The following is a 12119-nucleotide window of genomic DNA, read 5'->3' on the forward strand; positions in this document are numbered from 1 at the left end:
GGGATGCCATTGGGTAATTTTAAAAACTTTTGTAACCAGGTAAGCTTACTGATTCCATAATTTTCCATGTCTTCCCAACCATTGGCTCCGGCTATGACCGCTAAAAGGGCAATGACGAGAATGTCTTTGAGTAAATGTTGTTTGGTTCGCTCCACTCTTGGATCTGGTACGTCATCAAAATAATTTGAAAAGCCAGCTTGTAAATCTTCGATAGAGATGGATTTTGGCTTGTTGAGCTCTTTGGATTTTGCTGTTGGCTTGGAGGGAGCGAATCCTTTACTCATACCCATAAACTTTTCCTTACCTTGATGACTTAGCTTTTGAGGCATTATAGAACCGTTAATGACGAGCGGGCTCCCCTGTGTATTTTGTTTGTTTTGTCAAGTACAATTTATACCAAATTAGATGAGCTTACCCTGGTCCGTCATCTTTGGAACAAAACGACTCAAGAAGTACAGTTTTACCTAAGTTCTTTACCAGTGGATGCTCAGCTTAATGGTCGTGTAATTCGTCAACATTGGGGGATTGAAAACCAAGTTCATTGGACTTTAGATGTTACTTTTAATGAAGACCAATGCCGCATTCGGTCGTTAAACAGCCCTCAAAACTTGGCTCTTATAAGACGAATGGCACTTAATGCCATCAATCAAGAAACGACTCTCCGACGTAGTTTGCGACAAAAAAAGAAACGAGCGGCGATGAATGATGACTATATGATGCAGATTCTCAAATGCTTGTGTCAAGCCTGATTAAGATGCTCTTACCCTGCAACAAAATGCTGTGTTAGGTTTAGTTCCGCCGAGTCAAATGGGGTGGCATCCCAATACTTTAGAGCCGGTTGGGAGTGACAGAATTAATGCTTGGCAAGATGAGTTGAGTTTTTTAGAGTTGGAAACTATTGAGTTGATGAATTGGAAAAACTTGGAAAAGCTTGGATATAAATGTACTTCATTATTTTAGCAGGCAACTTGCTGAGCGGTTTTTCTCAATTCTGGTGCTCTGCTGTTCCTTCTTCGATCGCACAAATTGCTGGTGAATATACAAAGTTAAAACAATTAATCAAAGTTTATATTTCCCCTAACCTGACGATTACCTAACCTTTACCTTGGCCGGTTAAAGTCAGAGGCGTAAGTCTCAGACCAATGTTTTTTAGCTGGAAAAAAGAGATATGCCACCAACATCCAAAGCACTTTTAGCAGAAATCCAGCATAACACAGGAGCGAGTCGAAACTTGCATTTTTATGCCAAGGGCGAAACCATTCCTATGATGTCGCAAGGCCTGTGGCGAGTCTGTCAAGGTTTAGCACAACTGAGTACGCTTTATCCAACCGGGGAAGAAGGACTTTTGGGTTGGGTTGGGCCTTCGATGTGCTTCGGTTTGTGGTTGACAAGCTTGCAGACTTACCGAGCTACGGCGACATCAGATGTTTATTTGATGTGGTATTCTATGGTGGAAATCGAAGCTTCTCCTCAATTGGCTCACGAGTTGCTGCCTCAAATGGTACGGCGGCTGCGGCAAATGGAAGCAATTTTAGCGATCGCCGGACAGCGACGAGTAGATGACCGTTTGTATCAGCTACTGCTATTATTGCAACAGGAATTTGGTCAGCCTGTGGTTGAGGGAACTCGTTTGAATATCCGCTTAACACATCAAGATATTGCTAATGCAATTTGCACGACGCGGGTAACAGTAACTCGAATGCTGGGAAAATTGCAGCAGCAAGGGTTAATCAGTCGAGATGGCGATCGGCATTTAATTCTTAACAAAGGTGTTTTTGCCTCCACCTCCGATTTGTTTGGCTGCAACCCTCAAGCAGTGTAGAACCGACAGCAATTTGCATTTACACTTTTTTGCATCTACATAAAGCCTTCCAGTATTAGCTATCAAATCTCTGTGTATCAAAATTGTTTGTCTGGCTCTTCCTCTCCCTATCTACAGCAATATCTTTGCAGCCGGAAAAGATATAATTAAGCGGTGCATCTATTTAGGGCTAAACTCAATGGCTAACTCAACTCCAGAAACACCGCAACCAGACAAAAAAGAATTAACTCAGATCACAGCTAAACCTCAAGAAAAAGAAGAAGAACCGCCAAATAAAGGTGACGGGCGGAAATAGTCGATCGCTCGGAATGATACCGCAGCAGAAGATAAAGAAACCGGGTTTTTTGACTCTTATTGAAGGTTTTAAGCAAATATTGTGGTTAAAAAACCCGGTTTCTAGTTATCCGCGAGTGTAGGAAATAACTTGACAAATTATTCCGTTTGTGTAGTGCCGTTGTTCGATCGCAACTTCGGCTTTCCCGGCTTTTCACGGAGACCGTTTAAAGAAACCACATCAGCCTCAGAACTCTCCCTAGCCACCCGAATCAGCAACCCCGACAACAACAAACTCGCCAACATCGAAGAACCCCCGTAACTAAAAAACGGCAGCGGCAAACCCGTAGTCGGCAAAACCCCCGTCGCCACCCCAATATTCAGCAGCGACTGTCCCACCATCACCACCATCACCCCAATCGCCACCAACTGACTCTCACTATTTCGAGCCTTCATCGCCACCCTCAAAGCCACCGTAGCGTAAGCCGCCAACATCAGCAACAGTGAGAAACATCCCACCAAACCAAACTCCTCAGCAAACACAGCAAAAATAAAATCGCTGTACTGAATCGGCAGATAAAATAACTTTTGCTGCGACATCCCCAAACCCACACCCCAAATGCCCCCAGAACCCACAGCCAGGAGACTTTGAATTAACTGATAGCCGTCTTGCATCGGATCAGCCCAAGGATTGAGAAAAGACATAATCCGGCGGCGCTGATATTCCCTAAAACTAATACTTAAAACGGCTAAAAGCATTCCCCCCATAGCCGTTGCGCCCAACTGCAAGTAAGGCAAGCCCGCCGCCAAAGCCACCAACCACAAAGTCATCCCGCACAAAGCTGTGGTACTTAAATTCGGCTGCAACAAAATTCCCAAAAGCATTGCACCGAAAATTAACAGCCAAGTTAAGCGAACTTTATTTGTCAACCGGGACCAGTTGCCGAAAATGCGGGCGCTTTGGAGAACAAAAAACGGCTTGATCAACTCAGAAGGTTGAATAATCGGAACCGGGCCCAGAGATATCCAGCGAGTCGCCCCGTTTATAGTGGTTCCCACCCCCGGAACCAAGGTCAACCACAGTAATCCCAGCAGCAACAGGACGCCTAACTGAGCTGTTTTCAGCAGGTAGCGTAGGGGGGAGTATACCATCAAGTTAAAACCTGCCAGCCCGATCGCCACTGCGATTAGCTGTCGTTTAAAATAATAAAGGCCGTCTCCAAATTCTGAATTTGCAATGGGATAGGAAGCCGAAAACAATGCTGTCAGCCCGACAAACAGCCACAGAAAAGTCAGCCACCTCAGCCAGCGGGCCTCAGCGGCCCATTGAGAGGCGCTGGGGTCAAAAAAGGGAATCAAGCGTCGAATGTCATTAGCCATAGGATTTTAGAATGCTCTCAATAAACTCTAACAAAGATGGCTAAAGTACCAGATTGGTTAATTTACGCATTAATCTGTTCGCTATTATATGGTTTGTGGGGATTTTTTGGCAATTTAGCGACTAAATATATTGACTACAAAACAGCTTTTGTTTATGAAGCAATTGGCGCTATTTTAACTACTTTATTTATTATTATCCAAACTAATAATTTTAGTTTTGAGGGAGATGTTAGGGGAATTTTGTTTGCCATGTTAGTGGGCGTTTGTGGCACTGTGGCATCATTAGTATTTTTTATAGCCCTTGGCAAAGGTGAAGTTGCCAATGTAGTGAGTGTTACGTCTATCTACCCGCTGATTACTATATTATTATCGTCTTTATTCTTGAAAGAGGCTATTACATTACCACAAATGCTTGCTGTTTTGTTAGCGATAATCGCAGTTATACTTTCTGCTTAGTAAATTACCCAGCACGCTCCCTGAGTACAGGTACAGTGTGGGCTTTCAATAGCCCTGAAATGATCTTGCACATTGCAAAACAATCTCGAACCTTCGGGCTTATTTACGAAAGCCCCAATAGCAGCAATATTCTTACTGCCGTTTAAGTCGGCATCACCTTTCCATCCACAATGACCACAAGCAAACTTTTTGCCGTTTCTATAAGATTCACCCTTTACAGGGTGAATATGATTGCATTTGTGGCACATTTGGCTAGTGTATCTAGGCTCAACAAACAAAATCTTTACGCTATGCTTTATAGCTTTGTAGATTAGGAATTGGCGCAACTGAAAGAAGGCCCAGCTATTGAATCGTCTCCGCTCTTTTTTCGAGCGTGGCTGCTGGTTTGTGCGCTCCCTAATTCCCGTCAAATCTTCCAAAGCGATAACTTGATTTTTGTTTTTAGCCTTAGTTACGACACGGTGACTGATAGTGTGGTTTACCAATGTCTGAAAACGCTTTTCCTTGCCCGACAACCGTTTCAACAATTCTCGACATCTACGCCGAGTGCTGCGCGTGCCTTTCGTGGCTTTTCGCTGGATATTTGCTCTCAACTTGGCATAATGATTTCTAACTTTGGTAATTTGTTTACCGCTAAATGTATCTCCATCAGAAGTAACTGCAATATCAGTCCTACCCAAGTCACAACCCAAAACTTGATTGCTGGGTGGAGGCTCGGCTGGCTGAGATTCAAGCTGAATATTAAGATAGTAACTGCCATTTTTGCGTTTGCACAAAGTAGCAGTCTTGGGGTTTTGACCTTCCAATAATCCAAGTTGGTAGTTCCCGATAGCCAGTGCAAACCTTTCCCTACCACCAGTAGTAGTCAGACTTACTGTCCAATCTTTTTCCCTCAAAGAAAAGATACGGGTATCGTAAGTGACGCTAGTAGGAGCAAATTTGTTAACAGGCTTCCCATCTTTTTTAGCTGTTTTTCTGTTGCCAGAAACCCGTCTAATAGCATGGATTGCTAGCTGCGCCGAAAGTCCAAACATATCTCTGACATCGTGATATACCAAGGATTGCATCGCCAACTCATTTGTCAGAGTTGGCGGCACAGTTTTATTCACGTATTCACAAGCATTAGCGAACGCCTGAAGGGTTGCATCAATTTTGATGGACTGCTCAGGCGTTACTTGGAGCTTGCAAGATACTGTCAGGACTTGTTTCATGACAAGATTGTATTACGTATTGAATAAATTCTGTTGCGTTTATAGATAATTTGTTCAGCTCTTGAGCCTCACGCGCATTCCTCCCGACACTCAACGGGGTACCGTTAGAGTGCGGGACTCCTGCTGTTTTAGTTGAAATATTTGTCAATGATTAAATTAACAACGCTGGGCATTCTTTCTTCTGCTATAACAAACAAAAAAGAGGTCATAGCGACCTCTTACCCCTCTATTAATCCAGCTTCGGCTCTTAAAGTAGGCCGGTATTAGCTCCGGGCTTACCGGTAGCCAGTTGCACTTTAATAATTCTGCCGCCCATTTTCATAATTCTTTGCTGTTCCCGGAACCAGTTGTCGTAAGGAACGAGCTTAGTAAAATAGGTATTTTGCAATTCGCGCTGAGTGCGGATGCGGGTTTGACTTGGGACGCAAGCAGTCACCTTAAACATTCTCATGGGAAACTAACTCCTGAGTAGGTTTACAGATTATTAGATGGATTTTTTAAAGATTGAAGGCAGGGAGTTAGGAGTCAAAACTAGCTCGTTAAAACTCGTCGGGCTTTCTCGGCAAGCCTTTGACGGTCTAGCAATCACTCTCAACTTCCCTGACCTCTTTTCAAAGTCAAAGGTAACAAGTCCAAAGTAAAAAGTTAAAAGTTAAAAGAGGCAAGAAATAAATCTTCTTCCTTCTTCCGACTTCCATCGGACTGAAATCTGTTACATCCGTTACATCCGTTACATCCGTTACAGAATCCGTTGCCGAACTTCCTTCTTCCTTCTTCCTTTTTCCTGAGTCTTAGCTCAAGCCAGAGCAGATGTAGTCGAAATAGACGCCCATTTCTTTACCAGCGTCAGAACCGACCAAACCGGCGGTGACTTCTTTCATTGCTTGGATTGCTTGTACGGTAGAACCGATGGGCACGCCCAAGGAGTTGTAGGTTTCTTTCAAACCGTTGAGCACGCGCTCATCGAGGATGGAAGGGTCGCCAGCTAGCATAGCGTAGGTGGCATAGCGCAGGTAGTAGTCCAAGTCGCGGATGCAAGCTGCATAACGACGAGTGGTGTACATATTGCCGCCGGGACGAGTTACATCAGAGTACAACAGAGACTTAGCAACTGCTTCTTTGACGATTGTGGCTGCATTAGCGCTGATGGCGGTAGCGGCGCGGACGCGCAGTTCGCCAGAAGCAAAGTAGTTCTTGAGCTTGTCTAGAGCGCTGATGTCGAGGTACTTACCTTGAACGTCAGAGGAATTGATAACGGCGGTAATTGCGTCTTGCATGGTTGTCTTGTTTCCTAGAAAGTGGCTGAGTCAGTCCAATTTTGGAGCTAGAATTTGGAATTTGGGATTTGGGATTTGAGATTTTTAACTGGCTGGTTATTTGCAAAAACTTTTAGCTTGTTGCCGGCAACCCCCAATTTTTCAATCTAAAATCGAAAACCTAAAATCGAAATTCCTTACTGCATCGCACCGATAACGTAGTCGAAGTAGGAGGAAGCTTCGGAAGCATCTTCTCCAGACAGCAGTGAACTTGCTGCATTTTTCATAGCGCGAACGCCTTCGGCGACGGCTTCAATCGGGGTGCCGAGAGATTTGTACATTTCGCGGACGCCGACAATACCGATTTCTTCGATCGGAGTAATGTCGCCAGCTACGATTCCGTAGGTAATCAAACGCAGGTAGTAGTCCATGTCGCGCAAGCAAGTTGCGGTCATTTCTTCGCCGTAAGCGTTGCCGCCGGGAGAAACAATATCAGGGCGTTTTTGGAAAAGTTGGTCGCCTGCTTGTTTGACGATGCGTTCGCGGGATTCGCTCAAAATTTGGGCGATGCGGACGCGGCGTTCACCAGAGGTGACGAAGCTTTTGATCCGATCTAATTCACCTGGGCTCAAGTAGCGAGCTTCGGCGTCTGCGTTGACGATTGATTTGGTGACGATACTCATCTTGTGTGTACCCGCTGGATATTTTGCAATTGCGAACTGCTCCGCGCTGAGCTAGCGACGGCGGGCGCTTGCATCCCTTACCTTTCATGCTCAGGCAGGAGCTTTGACTCCGAAGGTCGGACTTTCCACAGCCAGCAACTGTTGAAGTTGTTGGGGGGCGGCTGCCTTCGGTGTTTGACGGCGCTTGTTCTTCACACCGGTGCGCTTGTGAGTGCCCGCACTAAGCCTGTCGCTTACAATACCATAAATGACTGATGCGATCTTTAATTTATGATAAAGATTGCAGCAGGCCACTTAGTGGCGATCGAGTGACTGTCGGACAGTTAGTAAGGATATTGCTCCTCGGACGCAACTACCTCTCGCAAGTATTTTGAGGCATTATGTTCACATTCTGAGTGTTACTGTAATAGTTTGTAACATTCCTTTTCATATTTGGGCCCTCGCTTGGGTCGGAAAAGTTAAAATTTCCCAGTTAAAAAATTGCTAAAATTATCTTGCAGCAATGGTTACAGGCGATCGAGCCTTGAGCGGGAATTGTGACGGGCGAGGGCGCGAGGTTCAAAGGCTTGGCCCTGAGATGGAGGGAAGCGGGAGATGGGGGGAGACAGCGCGGAGACAGGGGCCAGATGTGCGATCGTCTCACATCTTGCACCATTCTCAATAATTCTCGGACGGGCCGGATCTCTTGCCCAAGGCGTGTCAACTTAAGGTAAAACCGATAGTCCGTCAGGGGTTGAAACCCCTGGCGGGCGGCCGGGTGAGCGGGAGGACTGGCGGACTAAAAGCTTAAGTTGACACCAATGTTTCCTACCCAACCCCTACTACCCGCAAGAACACTCACTCTTTGTGTTTGTGGAACAGGCATCTTGCCTGTTCTCGATCGCGCTGCCAGATATAAAATTATCGGAAATCCTAACTTTCGAGCTTGTAGCTAGATTTGACTCTCACTTTTAATGTGGTGCGCCGTGAAAAGAAATCTATCAGCCCTTAAAAAAGCTTTACAGTTTGGCATTAGCGGTGCAGTCGGCGGTTTCGTCGGCAATCTAATCACCGAACCTTTCATGCAGCGACTCCCTGGTTCGGAATCTTTTTTTGACAGTGTATTGTCTACAGGTCGCTGGTTTGGATTGGTAGGCGGTGGCATTGCTACTGCTATCATGTTCGGCTATTATTACTATATCAAAGGCAAGCCTCAAATTAAACAGGCTTTAAAAAATGGCGGATTGTTTGGTTTAATAGCAGGAGCAATTTCTGGGGCGATCGCCGAAGGTATTTACAGCGGAATTGGCGACGGAAACAACGAATTATTGCGAGTAATTTGCTGGGGAATAGCTGGCAGTTTGTTAGGACTTGGACTGGCACAGCGGATTCCTAATTTGGGGGCGCTTCGCGGCATGGGAGGCGGCGGTGTTGGGGGTGTGTTGGGCGGCTGTTTGTTTATTCTGTTTGCTTACAATTTATCCGGTACGGCGGGCCGTTTAGCTGGCTGTGCTGCGATCGGTTTTTGGATTGGAATTATGCTAGTTGTGGCTGAAACTTTGTTCAACAAAGCTTGGCTGGTAATTAGTTACGATACCGGAGCAAATCGCACTCTCACTCTGGGCTCGGAACCGATCACTTTTGGCAGTGATGAAAATTTGTCTATTATCTGCATTCCTAATGTTTCGCCCTTGGCTATGCGGTTTCAATTGGAAGCCGGTCAAATTGTTTGCGAGAATGTTGATAGCGGGGCCGTGAGTTATTTGCGATCGGGCGACCAAAAGAGAATCGGCAACTGTACAATTACAGTAGGAAACTCTGACTTGCCAGCCCCAACACCGACAAATCTTCCGCCTACCTTTATATCAGATCAGCCCGCAGTAAATTCTTTTACCAGCGGTCAATTTTCCCTGAAATTAGGCAGTCGAGTTATTCCTCTGAGCGCGGGAACTCAACTATTCACCTCTGACATACCGAGTTTAACAGCCGCAGCATCTAACGGTCTTGTAGCTATAGTCACTTCTCGATCGAGAAACGAGATTTCGTTAGGATTGACCAATTTGTCCGATCGCGCTTGGTGGGTTACAGACATTCAAGGCGATATCAAAATGGTAGAACCTGAAAGTACCCTAACTTTGGCGTTGGGAACTAAAATCGAATTCGGTGAAATTGACGGCGAGATTGTGTAATTAAGCGAGTAGAAACTGAGATATTGCACCATTGTCAATAAACTTTTCATGGCCGGGCAGGATGCCCAGCCCACAAGAAAATTTACTCTGTGTGGAACGGGCGGGCAGGATGCCCAACCCCTACTCCCCACAAGAAAATTTAGTCGGTGTGGAACGGGCATCTTGCCCGTTCTTAACAGGATATCCGGCCCACCGCACAAAAAAATTTCCTCTGTGTGGAACGGGCATCTTGCCCGTTCTTAACAATAATTCAAGCAGAACTGCTACTAACTCCATTAATTACCGCCGCACCAATCAAATGAGCCAAACGCAAAGCTTCAGGAACTTTACCAGTGTCTGTCAAACGCTGGAGCACCCTCGCTATTACTTCCGGTTGTTCGCCGCACACTTGAAAAAAGAAAGGTTCAAAAGCGTGAATTTTACCAGCGCGGCGCAACAATTCTAAACGGTATTCCGAGTCGGGTAAATGGCGGAGGGCTTTTTCAACAGCAGCTAAATCTGGTTGGCGGCGCATGACAGCAACGCAAGGAATTTGCAGCCGCGATGCTAACTCAGGAAGGTCAATAATATTGAAGCCGCCGAAAGCAATTCCGTCTAGCAAAACCAGATGCAATTGCGGCAGAAATTTGCCTCCGAGGAGTAGGCCAGAAATAGCATCCGTGGCATCTAATCCGTCTGGGAAAACTTGTCCCCACACCATTCCTTCAAATCGAGTTCCCCTGCAGACTACGCCCGCGATCGACACCAGACTGCCGCTTGTACGAGAAAACGGAGCGTCGTCAAAGCCAATAACCTTAATTGTGCGATCGAGCCTCAGCAAATCTGCCAGTTTCAACTTGGGGAATTCCGTCAGCTAAAGTTTTTGACATTAATTTGACTTCTACATATAGTATCATATACCTTAAAGACCTCATTACTAAAAATATTTTAGACAATTGGCAAAAAAATACGTAGCAGCGATCGACCAAGGAACCACCAGCACCAGATTTATCGTATTCGATCGCCTGGGACAGATAATTTGCAGCAACCAACAAGAACACCAGCAAATCTATCCGCAACCAGGATGGGTTGAACACAATCCCGATGAAATTTGGCAGCGCACCCAAAGCGTGATTAAAAATGCCCTCGAAATCGGCAATATCGACCCGAAAGATATTGCTGCACTCGGTATTGCCAACCAGCGCGAAACTGCAATTGTTTGGAACAAAAACACTGGCAAAGCTTACGGCAATGCGATTGTTTGGCAAGATACCCGCACTCGCTTTCTTTGCGATCAATTAGCTGAAGTTGAGGGCAAAAATCGATTTCAAAAACGATGCGGTTTACCGCTGGCAACTTATTTCAGCGGGCCGAAAATTAAGTGGATGCTGGACAATATTCCAGGATTGCGGGAAGCTGCAAATCAAGGCGATGCGATTTTTGGCAATGTCGATACTTTTCTGATTTGGCACCTGACTGGCGGCGCGCACATTACCGATGTTACCAACGCCAGCCGCACGATGCTGATGGATTTGCAAACCCTCGATTGGGATGCCGAAACTTTGGAAATAATGGCAATTCCCCGCCAGATGCTGCCAGAAATTCGCCCTTCGAGTCAAGTTTTTGGAACTGCAAAAGGATTGCTGGCAGGTGTTCCGATTGCTGCTGCTTTGGGCGATCAGCAAGCCGCCCTCGTCGGGCAAACTTGTTTCAGTCCGGGGGAGGCGAAAAATACTTACGGTACGGGCTGTTTTATGCTGCTGAATACCGGTGAGGCGATCGTCCCTTCAAAGCAAGGGTTACTAACAACAGTCGCCTACAAGATGGGGGAATCGCCCGCTGTGTATGCTTTGGAAGGCAGTATTGCGATCGCCGGAGCTTTAGTGCAGTGGCTGCGGGACAATTTGGGGATCATCAACACATCTGCGGAAGTAGAAACATTAGCAAATACAGTCGAAGATAGCGGCGGAGTTTACGTTGTCCCGGCATTTTCTGGACTCTACGCGCCCTATTGGAAAGACAGCGCGCGGGGAGTAATTGCAGGTTTAACTCGCTACGCGACTAAGGCACACATTGCCCGCGCAGTATTGGAAGCTACAGCGTGGCAAACGCGAGAAGTATTGGATGCGATGAATCAGGATTCGGGTGTGCAGCTTTTGTCTTTAAAAGTAGACGGAGGAATGGTGGGAAATCACACGCTGATGCAGTTTCAGAGCGATGTTTTGGGAGTGCCTGTGGTGCGGCCTGTGGTAGCAGAAACTACTGCACTCGGTGCCGCTTATGCGGCAGGTTTGGCGGTGGGTTTTTGGAGTCAGCTAGCCGAATTGCGGGACAATTGGGCGGTGGATTGTACTTGGGAACCGAAAATGCCGATCGCACTTCGTGAACAAAAATATCGCTTTTGGAAAAAAGCAGTTTCCCGCACATTCGATTGGGAAGAATAAATCGCTGAGTTAACCCCAAAATGCCTATTTAGTGATATCATTAAATCCAGCACTATTTTTCAACCTGCCAATAGATGATTTCACTAAATAACTTAAAAAAAATTCTCACCGCCTTTCTATTGATACTGACACTGGCATTTGTAGAAATCGCCACTAATTCCAAAATCGCCCTCGCAGATACAGCTACAAATCCCACAACCGCAGCCGAAGTATTCAGCACCAACTGTGCAGGCTGTCACATCAACGGCAGCAACATTATCAGGCGCGGCAAAAACTTGAAACAAAAAGCTTTAAAAAAATACGGCATGGATTCCATCGCCAACATTTCCAACTTAGTAACCAACGGCAAAGGTATTATGCCCGCTTACAAAGATCGTTTGTCGGAACAACAAATTATCGATGTTTCAGCTTACGTGCTATCCCAAGCGGAAACCGATTGGAAATAGA

The 12119-nt window shown here is 46.0% G+C and carries 14 protein-coding genes and 1 pseudogene; 8 read left to right on the forward strand and 7 right to left on the reverse strand.

What is annotated here, in order from left to right; genetic code table 11:
• Positions 1-329, reverse strand: a 329-nt coding sequence (locus QUA16_RS15910; RefSeq protein ID WP_333181228.1) for a transposase family protein, incomplete at its 3' end; no start/stop codon positions are given.
• 90 nt (positions 330-419) lie between these two features.
• Between QUA16_RS15910 and QUA16_RS15915 the strand changes: the two are divergent.
• From QUA16_RS15915 to QUA16_RS15930, 4 genes and pseudogenes are all read left to right on the forward strand, one after another.
• Positions 420-749: pseudogene (locus tag QUA16_RS15915) on the forward strand (ISAs1 family transposase); the annotation flags it as partial.
• Positions 750-780: 31 nt separating this feature from the next.
• Positions 781-960: a hypothetical protein gene (locus QUA16_RS15920; RefSeq protein WP_333181230.1), complete on the forward strand. Its 180-nt coding sequence runs from the start codon at positions 781-783 to the stop codon at positions 958-960.
• Entirely contained in the window at positions 942-1097 is a 156-nt protein-coding gene (locus QUA16_RS15925) for a hypothetical protein (protein ID WP_333109520.1), read from the forward strand. Before QUA16_RS15920 ends, QUA16_RS15925 begins: the two co-directional genes overlap by 19 nt.
• 71 nt (positions 1098-1168) lie before the next feature.
• Positions 1169-1822, forward strand: coding sequence for a Crp/Fnr family transcriptional regulator (locus tag QUA16_RS15930; protein WP_333109522.1), 654 nt, complete (start codon positions 1169-1171; stop codon positions 1820-1822).
• Between the two features lie 432 nt (positions 1823-2254).
• Here QUA16_RS15930 and QUA16_RS15935 read toward each other — a convergent pair whose 3' ends face one another.
• Positions 2255-3475: an FtsW/RodA/SpoVE family cell cycle protein gene (locus QUA16_RS15935; RefSeq protein WP_333109524.1), complete on the reverse strand. Its 1221-nt coding sequence runs from the start codon at positions 3473-3475 to the stop codon at positions 2255-2257.
• A gap of 36 nt (positions 3476-3511) precedes the next feature.
• Here QUA16_RS15935 and QUA16_RS15940 point away from each other — a divergent pair, with 36 nt between their 5' ends.
• Positions 3512-3931, forward strand: coding sequence for an EamA family transporter (locus QUA16_RS15940; protein WP_333109525.1), 420 nt, complete (start codon positions 3512-3514; stop codon positions 3929-3931).
• Here the strand turns inward: QUA16_RS15940 and QUA16_RS15945 are convergent.
• The 4 genes from QUA16_RS15945 to apcA all read right to left on the reverse strand — a co-directional run bounded on the left by QUA16_RS15945 (position 3928) and on the right by apcA (position 7081).
• Positions 3928-5142 carry a transposase gene (locus QUA16_RS15945; RefSeq protein WP_333181232.1) on the reverse strand — a complete coding sequence of 405 codons (1215 nt, stop codon included), beginning with the start codon at positions 5140-5142 and terminating at the stop codon, positions 3928-3930. The two genes, QUA16_RS15940 and QUA16_RS15945, sit on opposite strands and share 4 nt — an antisense overlap.
• Positions 5143-5389: 247 nt before the next feature.
• The gene (locus QUA16_RS15950; protein ID WP_006634929.1) at positions 5390-5593 is read right to left on the reverse strand and encodes a phycobilisome linker polypeptide; all 204 of its coding nucleotides are present in this window, start codon (positions 5591-5593) and stop codon (positions 5390-5392) included.
• 340 nt (positions 5594-5933) lie between these two features.
• Positions 5934-6419, reverse strand: a complete 486-nt coding sequence (gene apcB, locus QUA16_RS15955; protein ID WP_006634930.1) for an allophycocyanin subunit beta — start codon at positions 6417-6419, stop codon at positions 5934-5936.
• Between the two features lie 176 nt (positions 6420-6595).
• The gene (gene apcA / locus QUA16_RS15960; protein ID WP_333036136.1) at positions 6596-7081 is read right to left on the reverse strand and encodes an allophycocyanin subunit alpha; all 486 of its coding nucleotides are present in this window, start codon (positions 7079-7081) and stop codon (positions 6596-6598) included.
• A gap of 965 nt (positions 7082-8046) precedes the next feature.
• Between apcA and QUA16_RS15965 the strand changes: the two genes are divergently transcribed.
• The gene (locus tag QUA16_RS15965; protein WP_333105292.1) at positions 8047-9249 is read left to right on the forward strand and encodes a hypothetical protein; all 1203 of its coding nucleotides are present in this window, start codon (positions 8047-8049) and stop codon (positions 9247-9249) included.
• A 250-nt stretch (positions 9250-9499) separates the two neighbouring features.
• On the opposite strand, the gene QUA16_RS15970 is transcribed toward QUA16_RS15965, so the two are convergent.
• Complete coding sequence (locus tag QUA16_RS15970) at positions 9500-10084, reverse strand: endonuclease dU (protein WP_333105293.1); 585 nt, start codon at positions 10082-10084, stop codon at positions 9500-9502.
• A 100-nt stretch (positions 10085-10184) separates the two neighbouring features.
• On the opposite strand from QUA16_RS15970, the gene glpK reads away from it, so the two are divergent.
• Both glpK and QUA16_RS15980 read left to right on the forward strand, forming a co-directional pair.
• Positions 10185-11672 carry a glycerol kinase GlpK gene (glpK, locus tag QUA16_RS15975; RefSeq protein ID WP_333105294.1) on the forward strand — a complete coding sequence of 496 codons (1488 nt, stop codon included), beginning with the start codon at positions 10185-10187 and terminating at the stop codon, positions 11670-11672.
• Between the two features lie 74 nt (positions 11673-11746).
• Entirely contained in the window at positions 11747-12118 is a 372-nt protein-coding gene (locus QUA16_RS15980) for a c-type cytochrome (RefSeq protein ID WP_333105295.1), read from the forward strand.
• The last annotated feature ends 1 nt before the right edge of the window (position 12119 follow it).

The sequence above is a fragment of the Microcoleus sp. S13_C3 genome, from assembly GCF_036700905.1.
Classification (GTDB): domain Bacteria; phylum Cyanobacteriota; class Cyanobacteriia; order Cyanobacteriales; family Microcoleaceae; genus Microcoleus.

Coding starts and splice junctions, on each gene's coding strand:
- QUA16_RS15935 (WP_333109524.1), bottom strand. CDS start 3,475: ATGGCTAATGACATTCGACGCTTGATTCCCTTTTTTGACCCCAGCGCC.
- apcA (WP_333036136.1), bottom strand. CDS start 7,081: ATGAGTATCGTCACCAAATCAATCGTCAACGCAGACGCCGAAGCTCGC.
- QUA16_RS15940 (WP_333109525.1), top strand. CDS start 3,512: ATGGCTAAAGTACCAGATTGGTTAATTTACGCATTAATCTGTTCGCTA.
- QUA16_RS15950 (WP_006634929.1), bottom strand. CDS start 5,593: ATGAGAATGTTTAAGGTGACTGCTTGCGTCCCAAGTCAAACCCGCATC.
- QUA16_RS15980 (WP_333105295.1), top strand. CDS start 11,747: ATGATTTCACTAAATAACTTAAAAAAAATTCTCACCGCCTTTCTATTG.
- QUA16_RS15930 (WP_333109522.1), top strand. CDS start 1,169: ATGCCACCAACATCCAAAGCACTTTTAGCAGAAATCCAGCATAACACA.
- QUA16_RS15945 (WP_333181232.1), bottom strand. CDS start 5,142: ATGAAACAAGTCCTGACAGTATCTTGCAAGCTCCAAGTAACGCCTGAG.
- QUA16_RS15925 (WP_333109520.1), top strand. CDS start 942: ATGTACTTCATTATTTTAGCAGGCAACTTGCTGAGCGGTTTTTCTCAA.
- apcB (WP_006634930.1), bottom strand. CDS start 6,419: ATGCAAGACGCAATTACCGCCGTTATCAATTCCTCTGACGTTCAAGGT.